The 18,208-nt window shown below is 42.0% G+C and carries 13 protein-coding genes and 1 tRNA gene; 9 read left to right on the top strand and 5 right to left on the bottom strand.

All coding sequences use genetic code 11. The features are described 5' to 3' along the window. Positions 1 to 267: 267 nt before the first annotated feature. Both AACU32_RS38470 and AACU32_RS38465 read left to right on the top strand, forming a co-directional pair. The gene (locus AACU32_RS38470; RefSeq protein WP_096607475.1) at positions 268 to 807 is read left to right on the top strand and encodes an SH3 domain-containing protein; all 540 of its coding nucleotides are present in this window, start codon (positions 268 to 270) and stop codon (positions 805 to 807) included. 138 nt (positions 808 to 945) lie between these two features. Then, positions 946 to 2,943 (top strand): zinc metalloprotease HtpX, encoded by a 1,998-nt coding sequence (locus tag AACU32_RS38465; RefSeq protein ID WP_096607474.1) that lies wholly within the window; start codon positions 946 to 948, stop codon positions 2,941 to 2,943. A gap of 132 nt (positions 2,944 to 3,075) precedes the next feature. Here AACU32_RS38465 and AACU32_RS38460 read toward each other — a convergent pair whose 3' ends face one another. Beyond that, the gene (locus AACU32_RS38460) at positions 3,076 to 6,147 is read right to left on the bottom strand and encodes an EAL domain-containing protein (RefSeq protein WP_096608360.1); all 3,072 of its coding nucleotides are present in this window, start codon (positions 6,145 to 6,147) and stop codon (positions 3,076 to 3,078) included. 483 nt (positions 6,148 to 6,630) lie between these two features. Between AACU32_RS38460 and AACU32_RS38455 the strand changes: the two genes are divergently transcribed. The 3 genes from AACU32_RS38455 (at position 6,631) to AACU32_RS38445 (ending at position 10,463) form a co-directional block, all read left to right on the top strand. Beyond that, positions 6,631 to 8,100, top strand: a complete 1,470-nt coding sequence (locus AACU32_RS38455) for an aldehyde dehydrogenase family protein (protein WP_096607473.1) — start codon at positions 6,631 to 6,633, stop codon at positions 8,098 to 8,100. Between the two features lie 160 nt (positions 8,101 to 8,260). Continuing rightward, entirely contained in the window at positions 8,261 to 9,472 is a 1,212-nt protein-coding gene (locus tag AACU32_RS38450; RefSeq protein ID WP_096607472.1) for a transporter substrate-binding domain-containing protein, read from the top strand. 241 nt (positions 9,473 to 9,713) lie between these two features. Beyond that, positions 9,714 to 10,463 (top strand): Uma2 family endonuclease, encoded by a 750-nt coding sequence (locus AACU32_RS38445; protein ID WP_096607471.1) that lies wholly within the window; start codon positions 9,714 to 9,716, stop codon positions 10,461 to 10,463. A 31-nt stretch (positions 10,464 to 10,494) separates the two neighbouring features. On the opposite strand, the gene mazG is transcribed toward AACU32_RS38445, so the two are convergent. After that, complete coding sequence (mazG, locus tag AACU32_RS38440) at positions 10,495 to 11,301, bottom strand: nucleoside triphosphate pyrophosphohydrolase (RefSeq protein WP_096607470.1); 807 nt, start codon at positions 11,299 to 11,301, stop codon at positions 10,495 to 10,497. Positions 11,302 to 11,331: 30 nt separating this feature from the next. Next, entirely contained in the window at positions 11,332 to 12,030 is a 699-nt protein-coding gene (locus tag AACU32_RS38435) for a metal-binding protein (protein WP_096607469.1), read from the bottom strand. Positions 12,031 to 12,114: 84 nt separating this feature from the next. Here AACU32_RS38435 and AACU32_RS38430 point away from each other — a divergent pair. From AACU32_RS38430 to AACU32_RS38420, 3 genes are all read left to right on the top strand, one after another. After that, positions 12,115 to 12,187, top strand: a tRNA-Val gene (locus AACU32_RS38430). Positions 12,188 to 12,832: 645 nt separating this feature from the next. Next, complete coding sequence (locus AACU32_RS38425) at positions 12,833 to 13,066, top strand: hypothetical protein (RefSeq protein WP_096607468.1); 234 nt, start codon at positions 12,833 to 12,835, stop codon at positions 13,064 to 13,066. Next, the gene (locus AACU32_RS38420) at positions 13,053 to 13,499 is read left to right on the top strand and encodes a PIN domain-containing protein (RefSeq protein WP_096607467.1); all 447 of its coding nucleotides are present in this window, start codon (positions 13,053 to 13,055) and stop codon (positions 13,497 to 13,499) included. The genes AACU32_RS38425 and AACU32_RS38420 overlap by 14 nt, the downstream gene beginning before the upstream one ends. Positions 13,500 to 13,830: 331 nt before the next feature. Here the strand turns inward: AACU32_RS38420 and AACU32_RS38415 are convergent, their stop codons facing one another. After that, entirely contained in the window at positions 13,831 to 17,055 is a 3,225-nt protein-coding gene (locus tag AACU32_RS38415) for an NACHT C-terminal alpha/beta 1 domain-containing protein (RefSeq protein ID WP_096607466.1), read from the bottom strand. A gap of 171 nt (positions 17,056 to 17,226) precedes the next feature. Here AACU32_RS38415 and AACU32_RS38410 point away from each other — a divergent pair, with 171 nt between their 5' ends. After that, a complete protein-coding gene (locus AACU32_RS38410) occupies positions 17,227 to 17,439 on the top strand; it encodes a hypothetical protein (RefSeq protein WP_339378615.1) in 213 nt (70 codons plus the stop codon). Between the two features lie 367 nt (positions 17,440 to 17,806). Here the strand turns inward: AACU32_RS38410 and AACU32_RS38405 are convergent, their stop codons facing one another. Then, positions 17,807 to 18,205, bottom strand: a complete 399-nt coding sequence (locus tag AACU32_RS38405) for a hypothetical protein (RefSeq protein ID WP_096607464.1) — start codon at positions 18,203 to 18,205, stop codon at positions 17,807 to 17,809. Positions 18,206 to 18,208: the final 3 nt, after the last annotated feature.

The following is an 18,208-nucleotide window of genomic DNA, read 5'->3' as shown; positions in this document are numbered from 1 at the left end:
TAATTACTTTTTAGATCCCCGACTTCTTGAAGAAGTCGGGGATCTGGCAATTTTATTTACGTACAATCTGCTGTAATTATAACACTCAAAAAATATATTAAGTATATCTACTACTATTCTTTCATTATTGATTGACCAGAAAAAACCCTTCTCCAAAAAAACTCACTTTTGCGGAAAATCGCTAATTTCCTATGTATTTATATTTAGTGAAAGTCGCTTGAGAGTTTGATTTTATTCTTTGATTATCAAATATTTTTTGGAGAATTTATGGGTTTAATAACAAAGTTGACGGTGGGATTGTTGACTTTTGGAACATTGATGAATACAGTACTACCTGCAATGGCTCGTCCAGCAACCTTGACGACTGACAGTAATTTGCGAACCAGTGCATCGTTGACAGCATCTGTACAAGAAGTCTTACCATTGGGTAGTGATGTAGAGGTTTTGAATATTACCTACGGCGATGAAGGCGATTACTGGTACTATGTGCAACCAAGGGTGGAAGGAACTGCCAAGGGTTGGATACGTGGGGATTTAGTTAAGTTTCAGCCGAGTAAGAAGCGTTATGCAACCATAGCTGGGGAGCGCGGGTATACAATTAATGTGCGTGCCTCTGCTAACTTAAACAGCAAGGTTCTGTACAGCGCAGTGTCCGGTGATTTGGTAACAGTTGAAGATTCGTTCCAAAAAGCGGGTGAATATCGTTGGTATCGCATCAAGTTCCCCAATAATGTGATTGGTTGGGTGCGAGAAGACTTGCTATCGATATGGCCACAAGGATGTATTATCACTTGTCCATCGCATTAGGCGATCGCATCTGGGCAAAAACCTTAACCCTGGTTCCCCTAGCCCCTAGTTTTTAAAGTTTTACGAAATGGCAATGACGAATCCTGTATCTATTGAGTATTGATCGATCAAATACTACTCCTTTTTTAAGGAGATACTATGTCATTGCAATCTGGTTTAGATGCCTTTAACCAAGGACGTTATTCCGAAGCTGTTCAAATCCTAGAACAAGTGTGTCGGAATACTGTTGATCAAAATTCTTCAGATTATCTGTCAGCGCAGATGTGGCTGATGAAAGCTTATCAAGGTACAGGCGAAATTGAAAAAGCTAGTATTTTGTATCGCAAATTGTTGATGAGCGACAATCCCCAGGTTCGCAGTTGGGCTGAACAAGCGGGAACATCTCTGACACAAGTACCAGCAACCCCTGCTCATGCTATCCAAAAGGCTGGACGTGCGGCGACTGCGGGCGCGAAATTAGCAATGGGTGGTGTCGGCGGAAGTCTTGTATTAGCTTCTGGTGTCACCATCACCTTGCTGTTTGGCATTGTATTGGCTTTAGGTTTGAGTTTAGTATTTATTTTGGGTAGCGACGATCCACTTCAAGGATTAGCGATCGCTCTGACTATCACTATAGTTTTTAATCTGGCTGCTTTTTTCCTCTCGCCTTTCTTGATGGACTTAACCCAAGGTTGGCTTTACCATACCCGTTGGGTAGAGTTAGCAGAAGTGGAAAGCCTTAGCCCAGAGACAGCAAGAGTTATTCAGCAAGTTTGTCAACAAAAGAAAATCAAAACCCCTCGACTGGGTATTATCAACGACCAAAACCCCACAGCTTTTACTTACGGCTCATTGCCAAATAGCGCCCGGTTAGTCGTCAGTCAGGGACTTTTTACTTATTTAGATGATGATGAAATTGCTACTGTCTACGCTCACGAATTAGGGCACATTGTTCACTGGGACTTTGCCGTGATGACGGTAGGTTCTACTTTAGTGCAAATTTGCTACTTAATTTACAGCACAGCGAGGACGTTTGGTCGCGGTGGCGGTGATAGCAAAATTAAAGACGCGATGCAGACTGCGGCTCTCGTTGCCTATATTTTCTATATTGTAGGTACTTACCTCCTACTCTATCTTTCCCGTACCAGAGAATACTTTGCTGACCACTTTGCTGCTGAAACCACGGGCAATCCTAATGGATTATCCCGCGCTTTGGTAAAAATTGCCTATGGGATTTTAGAAGAAGGTTCGCGCACACAAGAACCCAGTCGGTTGATTGAAGGAACCCGCGCCTTAGGTATTTATGATCCGAAAGCGGCTGCTTCCACGGGAACCGCTTACCGCATCGCTGATGATACTCAAAAAATCGGGCGCGTCTTTTTGTGGGATATGTTTAACCCCTGGGGTTGGTGGATGGAGTTAAATTCTACGCACCCCCTCACAGGTAAACGTGTCCGCGCCCTTAGCACCTATGCAGAACAGTTGGGTTTACCAATTGAGTTTGATATGGGGCGAGTAATTGGTGAAGGTAAGAGTCTGAGTAAAAAAAGACTTTACGGTAATTTCTTTTTAGATGTCGTGCTGTACGGCGCAGAAACCATTGGGTTTATAGTTGGCTTAGTTATCAGCATTATTTCGTTGTCTAGTTCCTCCCATTCTGGTTTGGTATTTGGCGCACCATTCATTGGCTTAGGCTTAGGAATTTTGGTCAAAGCCTTGGTGATGTTCCCCGACTACAAACAAGCACCACAAACTGATATTCTCACTTTGATGTCCGACCCCTACGCTAGTCCTTTACGGGGTCAACCTGCAAAACTAGAAGGACAACTCATCGGGCGTGGTGACGCAGGTTATAAATTTGGTTCTGATTTAAAAATTCAAGACCGTAGCGGCATGTTATATCTGCACTACGCCTCACGTTTTGGCCCCATTGGTAATTTCTTGTTTGGCATGAAGCGCGTGCAAAGCTTAATTGGTGAACAAGTTGGGGCTGTAGGTTGGTTCCGTCGTGGCGTTGCGCCTTGGATGGATTTAATTCAACTTCAAAGCGAGAACGGTACGGTTGTCAATAGTTACCACCGCTTCTGGTCATTTTTACTGGGTGGTGGGGCAATTATTTTCGGATTGGCCTTGACGATACTTGTGAGCAGCAGTTAGCCTGTCAAGAGAGCATTTCTAATTTATCCAAGCTGTAATTTGATAGGGGTGGTGAATAACTACCTCTGTTTTTTTGTCATTTGTCATTTGTCATTTGTCATTTGTCAACGGTCAACAGTCAACGGTCAACGGTCAACGGTCAACAGTCAAGCCTATTTCCAAATTAGAGGCTAGCAAAGCGCTTGTCTGTTCTCTATCCAAAGGACGGGAGAATAAGTAACCCTGGGCTTGGTCACATTGCAACAACCTAAGTTGTAGCAACTGGTTTTTTGTTTCCACCCCTTCGGCGACCACATTCATCCCTAGGTTGTGCGCCAAGGTCACAATAGCGCGAATAATCGCTAATTTCTCACCATTCTCATCCATTTGATTGACAAAAGAGCGGTCAATTTTCAAAACATCAAGGGGAAAATGGTGCAAATAAGCTAGGGATGAGTAACCTGTTCCGAAGTCATCAATACACAATTGCATACCCAAAGCTTTGAGTTGTTTGAGAACAATGGCGGCTTTTTCTGGGCTGGTGATAATTGCGCTTTCGGTGATTTCTAGTTTTAAGCTACTGGGAGCAAGACCAGTTTCTTGCAAAGTTTGGTGGATTTGCTCAACTAGATTGGGCTGGGAAAATTGTTTACCAGAAAGGTTGACGTTGATTGTCAAGGGCTTCATTGTGGGAAATTGTCGCTGCCAGTGGCGCAGCTGTTGGCAAGACTCACGCAGTACCCATTGACCAATGGCGATGATTAGCCCTGTTTCTTCTGCTACCGGAATAAACTCATTGGGTGAAATTAGTCCTCGTTCTGGATGCTGCCAGCGCACTAGGGCTTCAAATCCGGTAATCTCTGCTGTGGCAACAGACACAATTGGTTGATAGAAAACTTGCAATTCCTGGCGCTCAATTGCCCAGCGCAAGTCTGTTTCTAACTGCAAAAGCGCTACTGCTCGGTCATACATAGTAGTGTCGAATACTATGTGCCCAGCTTTACCCTGCTCTTTAGCACGGTAAAGGGCAGTATCAGCATCTCGTAGCCAATCAGCAGCTTGATTATATCCAGTCGTACTTAAGGCAATGCCAATGCTGGCACTTGTAAAGACTTCATATCCATGCAAGTTGAACGGTAACTTAAGTAATTGATGAATTTGTTCTGCTGTACGGGTAGCATCATCGCTGCTGTGGATGTGAGAAAGTAAGATGGTAAATTCATCTCCTCCTAAGTGAGCGACAATATCGTCAGGTTGTAGGCTGCTTTGCAGGCGTTGGGCGAGTTCTACTAGTAGTTGATCGCCTACCAAGTGTCCTAAACTGTCATTGACAACTTGAAAGCGATCGAGGTCAAGACACAAGACAGCAAATAGCTCATCCGGGAAGCGTTGTACCCGTTCTATAGCTTGTCCTAGCTTGTCCATAAACAAAACTCGGTTGGGTAATCCGGTGAGCGCATCATAGAAGGCATGGCGGACTAACTTTTCCTCCATCTGTTTACGCTCACTAATATCTGTCGCAATTCCTTCAATGCGAATAGGCTGACTATTGGAGTCATAGATTAAATGACTGCGGTTCAACACCCAGCGTACCTGGCCATCTGGTCTGATAATCCGGTATTCTAGTTCTTGATACCCAGTCAAGAATAAGGGTTGAATTGCCGCCTGAATTCGTGGTTGATCGTCTGGGTGAATCACCTCAAACCAAAGGTTTAAGTTATCAAAGAATTCAGCTGCGGGACGACCATAAATATTCAGGACAACAGGATTGATATAGAGAGTTTCAAAAGTATCGGCGGAAATCGACCAGACAACATCTTCCAGTGAACACAAAATTCCATCGAGACGTTGTTTACTTTCCTGTAATGCGGCTTCTGCTTGTTTACGTAAGCGAAGCTCGTCGTAGACATCACTAATATTAGTAATCATGCCCAAGACACCAGCATAATTCCCCTGGTCGTTAAACATTGGGGCACAAGAAACGATCGCCCACAAATCTGAACCGTCTTTACAGCGGAATTTAAAATCGTGTTTCTCGTTAATACCTTGATGACGACGCTCAAGGTTGGTTTTAGCAATCTCTACCCCCTCTGCATCCATAAAGGAAAACAGTGTCGCCCCTAGCATCTCATCGGTAGTGTAGCCCAACATCATTGCCATTTGTTGGTTGACAAAAGATGTCTGGTTATGCTCATCCAGTACCCAAATGCCCTCGGTTGCTGTTTCCACAATCCGGCGATACTGTTCTTCTCGCTGCTTTAGAGCCTCCAGCGCCTGCAAGTGTGCGGTAATATCGGTCTGCACGCCAATAAAGTGAGTTAAGTTACCCAAGGCATCAAACACAGGCGCTATGTAGAGTTCATGCCAAAAGGCAGTCCCATCTTGACGATAGTTGCGTAAAATTACGTGACATTCTCTTTGTTCTTGAATAGCTGTACGCAACTCATTTAAGGCGGGCTGATCGCGATCGCTTCCTTGTAAAAAACGGCAGTTACGTCCGATAACTTCACTAGCAGCGTAGCCTGTAATGGCTTCAAACGCGGGATTGACGTAAATAATCGGATTGTCTGGTTGCTTGGCATCTGTAAGAATAATCCCGTTACTGCTAGCGGCGATCGCTCTTTCCATCAAATTTAAGCGTGTCTGTGACTGCTCAAGTGCGATCGCTAACTCTTCATCTCTTGTATATTCGGGAATACTTGCAGGACTTACATCTGACAACTTAGTTTGAGTTTTATCTATGAATGTGAACAGCGCCGCCAGCTTACCATCATAATGAACAACCTTGGCACAGAGTTGGGCGGCAAAAATATCTCCGTTCACTCGTTTGAGTTGGACTGCACGATGCTGAACTGATTTGCCACTTTGAAGTTTGCCAATCAACTCATGCCATACAGCAGGATTAGCGTAAAAGTCGGAGGTGATTTTGTCGATGCTTTTGCACGATTCAACGCCAAAAAAATGTTCTAAAATCTGGTTTTTTAATAAAATTTGCTGACTTTCCAAACAAATCAGCGCCACTGGAAATGGGCTGAGTTCTGCAAACGAGTTTATTAGTTCTTGCCATTCTAGTTTCGACTGTTTATAAGCCTCTACTGCGGCAAATAAAACTCGACTCGAATTTTTACATTCAGCATTGCACGCGGGAATTAGAGATAACAGGTTTTTATGGGGATAATTGAACCTATTCTGATTTTTATACACGTAACCTTGAGTAAAAACCATTGTTACTGTTTTATAAATTGCCAAAAAAAATCAGGCAACCTCTGACAATTTAGCTCAAAGCACTTTTCTTCTAGTAGAAGAGAAAAGCAGTGATTTTGCTTTGATTAATCTAGAAATAAAACTAATTTTCCAGTAAACGTGGTAGCAGATATCACAGATATCCGAAAACAGTTTAACTGTTTCGAGTTAAGCATCTACGAATTTAGAAGTGCTAAGCTTTTGTTTGTCAAAGATGATTCTTAAGCTAATCTTAACTTTACTCCTTCAGATAGATGTAATTACATTTCTTATAGAAAATTCATATTTACAATATATTTCTTCATTTTTACTCTGCCCCTAACGAAAAATTGAAAGCGATTATTTTGTAAAACTAATGTTAAGCAAACATGAAAAAGTCATAAAGAAAATTAGCAATTTAACTGTATACGAGGAAACATAGTTAATAGATTTAAGCAAATTTTTTCATAGCTTAAGGAGGACCTGATGGTTACAGCAACAGTACCAGGACAACAGGTCAAAATCGGCCCAACCCAGCTGCTGATCAATAATGAGTGGGTAGACAGTATCAGCGGTCGCCGATTTGCAACGATTAACCCAGCGACAGGCGATACTATTTGTACAGTAGCAGAGGCAGACGCAGCGGATGTAGATAAAGCGGTGCAAGCAGCTCGTAAGGCTTTTACCAGTGGGGACTGGCCGAAGATGTCTGCTACCCGTCGCGGCGAGTTACTTTTGAAGCTAGCTGACTTAATTGAGCAAAACATTAATGAGTTAGCACGGCTGGAAACTCTAGATAATGGTAAGCCTTTACATGATTCCTTGGGTGACTTGGGGTTAGTTATAGCTTGCTACCGCTACTATGCAGGCTGGGCTGATAAGGTACAAGGTAAAACCATCCCGATTAACGGCCCTTATTTCTGCTATACACGCCATGAGCCTGTGGGTGTGGTTGGTCAAATTATCCCCTGGAATTTCCCCCTGTTGATGCAGGCTTGGAAATTAGCGCCGGCTTTAGCTACAGGTAATACTGTGGTGATGAAAACGGCGGAACAGACACCTTTATCAGCATTGCGGGTAGGGGAATTGATTGTTGAGGCTGGTTTCCCGCCTGGTGTGGTGAATTTGCTTTCAGGATACGGCCCCACGGCTGGATCTGCCATTTCTCATCACATGGATATTGACAAAGTGGCATTTACTGGTTCCACTGAAGTCGGACATTTGATTATGGAAGCAGCTGCCAAGAGTAACTTGAAGCGCGTTACTTTAGAATTGGGCGGTAAGAGTCCAAACATCGTCTTTGCTGATGCTGATATGCACAAAGCAATTGAAGGTGCCCACCAAGCTTTATTCTTTAATCAAGGACAATGTTGCTGCGCTGGTTCTCGGTTATTTGTGGAAGAAAAATGTTATGACGATTTTGTGGCTTTGGCTGTAGAAAGAGCTAAACAGCGGGTTGTTGGGAATCCCTTTGATAGTAATACAGAACAAGGGCCACAGGTAGATCAAGAGCAATTCAACAAAGTTATGGGTTACATCGAGTCAGGAATGCGAGATGGCGCTCAAATGCTTTGTGGTGGTAGTAAAGTGGGTGATAAAGGTTTCTTTATTGCACCTACAGTCTTTACTGATGTCCGCGATGACATGAAGATTGCTCAAGAGGAAATTTTTGGGCCTGTGATGAGCATCATCAAATTCAAAGATATTGATGAAGTGATTCAACGGGCAAATAATACCCTGTATGGTCTGGCGGCTGCCGTGTGGACTCAAGATATTACAAAAGCCTACGCGATCGCAAATAATGTCCGTGCTGGTACAGTATGGATAAATTGCTACGACGTATTTGACGCAGCTGCACCCTTTGGTGGCTTCAAGCAGTCTGGTATCGGTCGGGAATTGGGCGAGTACGGCTTGCAACAATATACCGAAGTTAAAACAGTTACTATCAAACTGTAAGTTATAGATGCTGCTAAATCAGGACTTCAGTCCTGACTACGAGTAATTAGCCCCCCTGATTCAGTTAAAAAAATTGGGTGTCAGGGGGGTTACCTATGTGATATTTGTGATGGGTTGGGAATGATAGATAGATACTACATACCACCTAAAGAAAGTTCTGATGATAAATGCGATCGCAAATAGATTTCGCCAATTTATGATTGGCTGGAAAAGCCAGATTACCTATTTTTACAGAGGTTACGGGAAAAAGAAAAGCCAGCGTTCCCCACAACAACTTATTTGGCTAGCATTAGTAGGCGGACTGATAACACTATTGCTGGTGCTTTCCGTCGTCAACCCAGGAATCGCCCAACAACCTGAACCAGCAACAAAATCATTTTTAGTAGCTACAAGAGTTATCCCACCCTTTGTATTTGCTGACAATGGTAAACTATCAGGCTTCAGTATTGAACTTTGGCGCAGCATTGCTAATAAGATAGGTGTACAGTCGAAATTTGTTGAGTATTCAACTGTACCTGATCTGCTTGCGGCTGTTAAAGATGGCAAAGCAAATGCCGGAATTGCAGCTATATCAATTACCGCCGAACGGCAAGAGAATTTTGATTTCTCTTTACCAATGTTTGCGGGTGGGCTTCAGATTATGGTAAGACCGCCAGAAGCTAATAGTGGTGGTTTTTCTAATATTTTGCAATTGTTATTTTCTGCTACTCTGTTGCAGGTATTTGGTATTGCTTTGCTGTTGATTGTTGTAGCAGCTCATGTGATTTGGTTGTCAGAACGCAACCATAAAGAAGGGATAATTGATAAATCATACTTCCCAGGAATTTTCAAAGCTTGTTGGTGGGCAGCGGCAACATTAGCAACTCAAGCCGACGAAATGCCCAAGGGTGTATTGGGAAGGGTAATAGCTATTATCTGGATGTTCATCGGCGTTCTCTTCGTCGCCTACTTTACAGCCGCCGCTACCACCTCGCTAACTGTGCAGCAACTTCAGGGTGATATCAGAAGTGTAGACGATTTACCGGGTAAGTTAGTAGCAACCACAGCTGGTAGCACAGCAGCCAAATATTTACGCGATCGCAAAATTTCAGTTTTGGAAGTTCTCAAGATTGAACAAGCTTACGATGCCCTACAAAGCAAAAAAGCTGATGCTGTCGTCTTTGATGCTCCCGTACTTCTGTTTTATGCTGCTAATGAAGGTAAAGGAAAAGTAGAGGTAGTTGGTAGCGTCTTCCGTGAAGAAAACTACGGTATTGTCTTACCTAATGACAGTCCCTACCGCAAACAAATTAATAGTGCATTATTGAGTATCAGAGAAGATGGCACATATCAATCGCTTTATGATAAGTGGTTTGACGTGAAGAAATCTTAAGTTAACTTTCATCAGGCGATCGCTGGAAAATCCCACCCAAATCATCCCATCTTAGGAAAAAAGCGATCGCCTTGAGTAATTTAATTTTTGAAAGTCCCTTAACGGAAAAATATATGATTTAGGTGCGTATCAGCTTATAGCTTCATCCACCATATAACTCATTACAGTTAACTTCTTGCATATGTCAAAATAGAGATCGGCGGCTGTCAGACAATGGCTAATCAAATTCCATTTAGCAACCATGACCCCTTCCTCACCCCTAGCGATTCCTCAAACAGACCAAAAAGATGAGATAATTTTTCCCCAAGGAGAATTTTGGAGTGATGAACCTCCTTTGGAAAGTAATTTACATCTACGGCAAATTTTAATCCTAATTCAATGTCTAGAATGGGCATGGCAAGATAGAGATGATTACTTTGCTACGGGTAATCTGACTATTTACTATAGCCCTCATCAAAAAAAGTCAGAAGACTTTCGCGGGCCTGATTTTTTTGTCGTACGGGGAACAACTCGAAATCAAGAGCGCAAAAGTTGGGTAGTTTGGCAAGAAGGGGGAAAATATCCCAATGTAATTGTCGAAATTCTCTCTGACAGTACCGCTAAAATAGACAGGGAAGAGAAGAAAGAAATTTATCAAGATATCTTCCGGACACCAGATTATTTTTGGTTTGACCCCGATAGTTTAGAATTTCAGGGATTTACCTTGATTAGAGGAACCTATGAACCCATTGAAACCAGCGAACAAGGATGGTTATGGAGTCAACAATTAGGGTTATATTTAGGAATTCATCAAAAACAATTACGCTATTTTACTCCTGATGGGGAGTTAGTTCCCAGCCCGGAAGAAGCAGCTACACAAGCGCAAAAACAGGTTGAACAAGAAAGACAACGGGCTGAACAAGAAAGACAACGGGCTGAACAAGAAAGACAACGGGCTGAACAGTTAGAAGCAAAGCTGAGAAGTTTGGGAATTGACCCCAATGAATCATGAAATATTTATTTCGTTGTTTGTGTCCCCTCCCTCATCCTTCCTGCGCAATTTGCGCCTTTGCCTGTTGCCACAAAGCTTCCAACTCTGCCAAAGAGTAATCGGAAAGGGGGCGGTCAACAACTGCCTCCATTTTTTGTAACCTTTGGATAAAGCGTTGATTTGTGCCTTGCAAACCGACGCTAGGATCGAGATTATGCCAACGGGCTAATTGAATGGTTGCAAATAGTAAATCGCCTAATTCTGCTTGTTGTGCTTCCGGGGTTTCTGCGGCTAAAGCCTGTTGAAATTCTGCTAACTCTTCATGAAACTTATCCCATACCCCCTCAATGTTTTCCCACTCAAACCCCACAGCCGCAGCTTTTTGGGAAATCTTCATCGCTGCCGTTAAGGGGGGAAGGGTACGCCCATAGCGACTGAGTTTAGCGCTGAGTTTTTGATTTTCTGGGGATGGTTCGCCCTTTTCTGCGGCTTTGATTTCTTCCCAGTTTTGCCGCACTTCCTCAACACTCGCCACTTCCACATCACCAAATACATGGGGATGACGGCGAATTAACTTTTGGGAAATCCCTTCAGCAATTTCTTTGAGAGAAAATTGCCCAGATTCACTAGCGATTTGCGCTTGCAATACTACTTGTAAGAGTAAATCACCTAACTCTTCCGCGATCGCCTTTTGATCGCCACTCTTAATTGCATCCACCACCTCATAAGCTTCCTCAATCACATAAGGAGTCAGACTTTCCGGTGTTTGCGCCAAATCCCAAGGACACCCCCCATCAGGCGATCGCAATTTCGCTACCACCTCAATTAATTCTTGTAATGCTGCTAAATTTTGGTTCATAGTTATTGGTCATTGGTCATTGGTCATTGGTCATTGGTCATTTCCCCGCGTCCCCGTGTCTCCCCGTCTCTTTGTCTCTCCCATCCCCCTTGTCCCCCTTGTCTTTCTTGTCCCCCCTGTCCCCCCTCTCCCTGTCCCGTTCGCCGAGCGAAGTCGAGGCGCTACCCCCTTCCGCGTTGATTTACGTTTCTTAATTTTCCCACTTGGTAGTAACGCCTTGATGCCTTGTTTTTTCACCCGCTTGTATGTGGAATTGCTCCAATCGCTGAGAGAATGGCTCATCGCACCGAGTTCCATGCCTAAGAATAAGGCGAGAAATTCAGTACTGTAACTTGTGAGCGATCGCCCAACTTTTCCCCCGACGTTTTGCCAAATAGAGGCGATATTCAACAGCTTTTCGGCAATTACTAAAATAAAAATAGCGGCGATCGCAATTAAGCAACTCAGATAAATTACTCGTAGCGTCGTGCCAATAATCGGCCCGTGGGATAAAAAAGAGCGATGACGCAAACTTTTTTGATAGGGTAGCCAAATCCAGCGCAAGAAACCCCAGCGTTGGTATTGAATTGAGTAGATATCTAAATCGGGGCCGAACATCAACCCGCCAAACAGAAACCCGCCGGCAACGAATAAAGTCACATTGCTACTGCCAGTCTGCCAGAAAGTCACACCCGCCACAACCGGCAGAGCATACAGCGTAATGCTATCGTGGGTTCGACCAGAGGGCATTTTAAGGTTCTCAAAAAATTTTTTCTCAAAAATACTAGCGCGATTCAAAATCTTTTGCTATATTCTTTAGAAGTGAGCGCAAACGGGCGGTTAGCTCAGTTGGTAGAGCGCCTGCCTTACAAGCAGGATGTCATCAGTTCGAGTCTGGTACTGCCCATCACGTTAAAAAGGCTAGAAGCAAGTTAAAAGCTGTTTCTAGCCTTTTTTAATGCTTCCTGAAAAGGCAGTGGTACCCTGCGGGTTCTGCTTCGCAGTACTACTTAGCGGTAGTTGAGCGAAGTCGAAACTACCGCTAAGTCGAAACTCACCAAACGGGCAGACGACAGAGCGCAGAAAGGAAGAGGTTTTTAGGTAAATTTTCATTGCACCCAGATTTTATAACAATTCCCAAAAATCTTGATCCAGATATATTTGTTGTAGGGGTTTAGCATTGTTCATTGGTGTCAACTTAAGCTAGAAATAGCCTCTCTCATAGCTTTGTCACCCGCCTTGGAATTCATTCCAAGGCTAACAGATCAAGTAGGGGCGGGTTAAGCGAGATAGTCGTGAATTATTGGAGCATATCTGTGAACCCGCCCCTACTGAAGTAGACTAGGGATTTGTGAGAATTTTTAGTCATCTTTAGATGACTTTTGTTATGAGACTCCGAATTCATAAGGGAGGCGGGCTATGGGTTTCGCGTTAAGTTGACACCAATGAGCAATGCTAAACCCTTAGCCACATATTTGTATCATGATAAAAGTGAAATGGTATGAGACGAGATTTAAGTCATTGAAAAATTTGCAAAAGGTATGTAATTCTCATGACTACAAACACACATTTTAACGCTAGAGTCAACAACGGGAACATTGAAATTCCTGTTGAGTATCAAGACGAAATTCGCAACGCGGAAATTGTGCAAATTGTTATCTTGAAAACCAACCCAAGTAAAAAAAGCTTTCCCAAAACAGGTATTATTGCGCAGCTAACCGCAAATCCCATTCAAGTTGTAGGTTTCAAACCACTCACCAGAGAGGAAGCCAATGAACGCTGGTGAAGAGAAGCGATGCTTTGTTGATTCTAATGTTTGGTTATATCGTTTCATTTTGAGTTCTACTGATGCAAGTGCAATCCAAAAGCAACAAATAGCCACAAACATTACAAGTCAAGAAAACTTAGTTGTTAGTACACAAGTAATCAATGAGGTTTGTGCGAATTTAATCCGCAAAGCAGGTTTTAATAACTCACAGATTCAAAGCTTAATTACAGAATTTGCAACAGGCTGTGAAATTTTACCTGTTGCCCTGGAAACGCTTGAGTATGCAGCACAATTGCGGGATGGCTATTTGTTCTCGTTTTGGGATAGCCTCATCGTTGCTAGTGCAATTGTAGGGCAAGCAAGTATTTTGTACTCAGAAGATATGCAAGATGGCTTAATCGTTGAAAATGCCTTACAGATTGTGAATCCATTTGTAGAGCCAAAAACTTGACTCTTGAAGTTTACTCCAAGACATCAAAATGAGAATAGCTATATTTTGTCTTTTATTGATAAGTTTTGCTTAAGCTGTGGTAACGACAACATAAGCGTTTGCCACAAATAGATAAGCATTCGTAACGAAACAAGTTGCGTTGGTAACGAACGGATAAACATTCGTAACGAAACAAATTGCGTTGGTAACGAACGGATAAGCATTCGTAACGAAACAAGTTGCGTTAGTAACGATCGCATAAGTTGTCGTTACCAACGGATAAGCATTCCTAACGAAACAACTTGTGTTGGTAACAAAAGGACAAGCTGTTGTTATCAACAGATAAATATAATCAACTACGCCGCAACCATTCTACAATTTCGTCAATCGGCTGACTGGGTGGAAAAAATTTGAGAGTGTTGTGATTTGGTATGGGGTTGCTCATAAAACAAATCGCTCCCTCAAACTTGCTAATGTCACTGAGAAAGCGATCGCTGTATTTCACCTCATCTGTAGTATTAGTTGCGCTTGGGTAAAATACTAAAACCACACGCTTATCAGTTTCTAGCAATTCCCAATAGGTTTGCAGTTCCGCCATTGTTTTCGGCGTACCATCTTCACATTTAGGACAGCCAGCTTTGACGATTGTAGTGTAAATTTTGCTAGCTGGGTTATCTGGGTCGATGAATTTACTGGTGTCGATACAGATTAAGTGAATGTTGTGGCTGAGTTGAGAGTCATTGTTAATTGCAGCTTGAAAGCTTTGAATGAAGTCAATTTGGTTAAAAGTTTCTTGACATTCTATCTTTTCATCTTCATACTTGCCTTGATGCCAAGCATTATAGAAATCTGTATAGTGCATATTTTGGGCACAATGCCAGAGGACTAAATAGGAACATTTGAAACGATAGAATTGATTTTCATAGGCTACAAAAGGCTCACCATGAGATGGAATTGCAACAAACTGATCTATGCTTAAACAGTCCCTTAAACCTATGATCACTTTTTTCATAAGCAAACTGTCTGCAAGAATATTTATTAAGCTCAAAGCAGACCTCAGAATAATACTCCGATTTTGGCTAGAGTACAATCTATTCAGTAATTTATCTATTGCATCATTACTTTCTCCAAGACTTTTAATTGCATTTAACTCAATATTTTCATACTCAATTGAATAATTAATTGGGTTTAAGTCGGATTTATTTTTCCAATGCTCATTGCAATTGTCGCCAAACAAAGTTAAGTAGATACAATTAATAGCTTCTCTTTTCATAAAAGTAGGATAATCATCTATATCATCCTCACAGGACTTTTCTATATCATCTATGTATTTAGATAATCGAACATAATCAAATTCTGATAATGTTGCCATAGCTGCCTTGCTAAGGGGGTTCTCATCAGAATGACCAAGGCTCCATTCAAAAAGCTGTGCGACAATATTATCACTTTGAGTGCAATTTTTAAATTCTACAATACCCATTGCTGCTAAAAAATAAGCTCTGAAGGAATAAAAGCCCATACAATTATCATTAAATTCCACCAGTAATTTGATAAATTCTTCCTTACTCTGGGTAAAATCTTTATTTACTTCTCGTCCTAGCCACAATAAAATAACCTCTTGCCATTGCGGCTCAAAAATACGGTATACACAATTTTGTTCGTGATTTTCTAAACAATAGTTATAAAGTTTTTGGTTATAGTTTGGCCAATTAGTCCAAATACCTATTTCTTGACCTGCAAAATAATCATAGTTTCTAGGATTAAAAATAGTTCCAAAAGATTTGTAATTTGGCAATTCTATTTTGTTATTGTGATCAAGAAAAACTTGCCAATCAGTAATTGCTAAAGCTGCAAAATATTCTTGAAAATTAGGATGGAAGAAAGCATAAACTTCTTCATCATCTATAGCTATTCTGTCTACTAAGTTTAACCAACCGACATCACAAGCTAATTTAAGTAATCTCTCACCCATTTCTTGATGTGCTAACTTCCGCTGCAAGCGAAACCTCGCACTACTGTTAATACCTGCAAACGCTAATCGGCTTAAGGCATCATGTAATTCATTCTTTAAATCATCAGATTGATATAACTCAGCAAATAATTCTGATTTCCATTCATAAAAATAGTGGGTAAACCTCTGATAAAGCGCTGCTTTTGTTTCTGGCAATTCTCCCTGCCGATCCAAATCAAATGTCTGACACAACAGCGATAACCGCAGAGGATTTGTCACTAATTTACGAATGTTTTCATGTTTTGTTTCTTTTAATTTTACTTGTAGTATCTCTCCTTTTTGGGAATTTTTATAATTTTTAAACCACTGCTGAATAAAGTCATCAATATGTTCGGGTTTAAACTCTTGAGTTTTATAAGTATCAAATCCTGTGAGTGGATTGCTAACCTTGGCATCCCAAACATTTAATCGACAAGTCAATACCACCCGCCCTTGTCTCAGAGATGCTGTCAATTCTTGGGTAATTTTGGCTAATGCTTGCACCGGTGAATTTTCACCCATTTCATCCACACCATCTAACAGTAGCCACACTCCCCCCTTACCAAAACACTCAATTAATTGACGTTCAATTTCTGGAGTAGGTACAACAGTAAGTTCACCTGCTCTCATCGCTTCAGGAAGCCATTGCTGACGTAAATATTCCTCAATTGTTCTTCCCTGTAAGTTGGCGAGAGAAATAAAGATGGGTAAATCTTGAGTTTTGTCTTTAATAAAGGAAGCAATGGTACTTAATAAAGTAGTCTTACCTGCTCCTGGTTCGCCGATGATAGCAATATGCTTATTGTTTCCAGGTGGCTGTTGTGCAATTACTTCTCGGAGAAATGCGTCATGTTCATAGGTTTTGACAATTACTTCTTGGGTTAATTCATAGACATTTTCTCTGTCTCGCTGTTCATCTAAGTGTCGGCGTTGCTGCTGTTTGCGTTCCACCAACCCCAAGGGAACATAAATGTTAATTTCAAAACCTTGCTCTGTCGCTTTGCGTCTGAGTCTTGCAGCCTCCTGCTGACTTTTCAGCATTGCGGTGCAAACCTCACGCCAATTGATGTTTGTACTAGTATCTATGATTTGAGGTACTGTTTCTAACTGCAATTTCTCTTGAACTACCGTTATATTTTCAGGTATTGAGGCATCTTTATGTTTTAAAGTGAGGGTGAATATCCAATATCGTGTATTCTTCTTATTTTCAGGACGTTCATCCTTCCACATTTCCAAGTATTCTAAATATTCAAATACATTTTGCACTACCTCAGCTTTTCTCTGTTCTGTATTGACTCCAGCATTCTCATGCTGACGTTGGGGAAGCTGCAAAGAATTATCTGTTTTCTCTGCAAGTTCCCATAAAGCATGTTTGGTTGTACCTGCAACAATTTTGTTTTTTATTTTATTTTCCCCAGTTACCTGCAATTGGTTATCTGTAACCCATTGCACCTTAACTGCTGATGCTGCTGGTTCCTCTGGTGTCAATTCTTGATTTGATAGCATTAGTAACGCTTTGACAAGACTCAGCACATTCCGTTGATGAGTTTCTCCCGTGCCAAATTTGCGTTTAGGTTTTTCGGGCATTTCGGAAAATATAAACTAAATATTAAGATTTTTGTGCTATCTCTTTGGGCAAGATTCCCCAAGCAGCTAATGCTTATTATAGACAAGCTCAACGATTGGCTTGGGGAATTTGTCTGGGGAAATGCCCAAAAAAATAATTCACCTTGTAACCCAAAAAACAAGGTGGTTGAAATGTCTGCTAAGAAATCTAATTCCCGCCCAAGTCAAAAATTAATCGCTGTGTTGCTAAGTCTAAAAATCCTACTAGCTGGTATGCAAGCCGCAGATAGTATTCACAAAGGTGAGTCAGTAACAGAAACACTAATTTGGCTAATAAATCAATGCATTCCGGTATTGCAACAAGCCAGTCACCAGGAGGATGAGGATAAAAAGAGTGATGAGTAAATGTGAGTGCGATTGAAATCATCTAAGGCTGACGCACAAGCTAAGATTTTAGATTATTACGTTGGCGTTAGCTTTTCTAGAGTGCGATCGCGCACCTGTTGACAAAGCAATAAGGGCACAGCAGTGCTCATTGGTGTCAACTTAAGCTAAAAAGCTATATACGGCGCGTGTTGTACAAAAACCCTCGCCCTCATCCCCTAACCCCTTCTCCCTAAGGGAGAAGGGGAATTGAATCTCTGGCTCCCCTCTCCCTTGGGGAGAGAGGCTGGGGGTGAGGGCAAAACCTTGCCACCAAGCGGGTTTCACGTTAAGTTGACACGTATGAGCAGTGCTGTGCCCCTACGGTAGATTATGTAGATGTGGGTAATTAATTTTGGGAACGGGGGGCGTTGAAGGCTTCCCAGGCGGCTTTGGCGGCATTTTGTAAGCGATCGCCAAAATCGGCGATTTCTTTTAATAGCAGGTGCCAATTTTTATCAGCTTCTTCTTGGATAACTGCAAAAGAACGTTCTAGGCGATCGCGTTCAATGAGTTTTTCGCCTTCTAAAGCTTCTCTGGCTTGGCGTACAGCGTTCAAATATGTTTCGCGGGTGAGAGTACCTGCTGATTCGGCTTCAGTTTGGGCGCGTCTTTTCAGTGCTTCAATTAATGCTTTGGTTTCGCGCTTGACTTCATCTGTTTCGCCAGCCATTTCAGTTTCTACTAATTCCTCAGTTTGAGGACTAATTTCGACTACTACTGTCGATTCAAAATTTTTCTCAGTCATAGT

The organism is Calothrix sp. NIES-2100 (assembly GCF_963875285.1).
GTDB lineage: Bacteria > Cyanobacteriota > Cyanobacteriia > Cyanobacteriales > Nostocaceae > Aulosira.
Note: the sequence above shows the minus strand (reverse complement) of the source record. Positions and strands in the feature narration are given on the sequence as shown.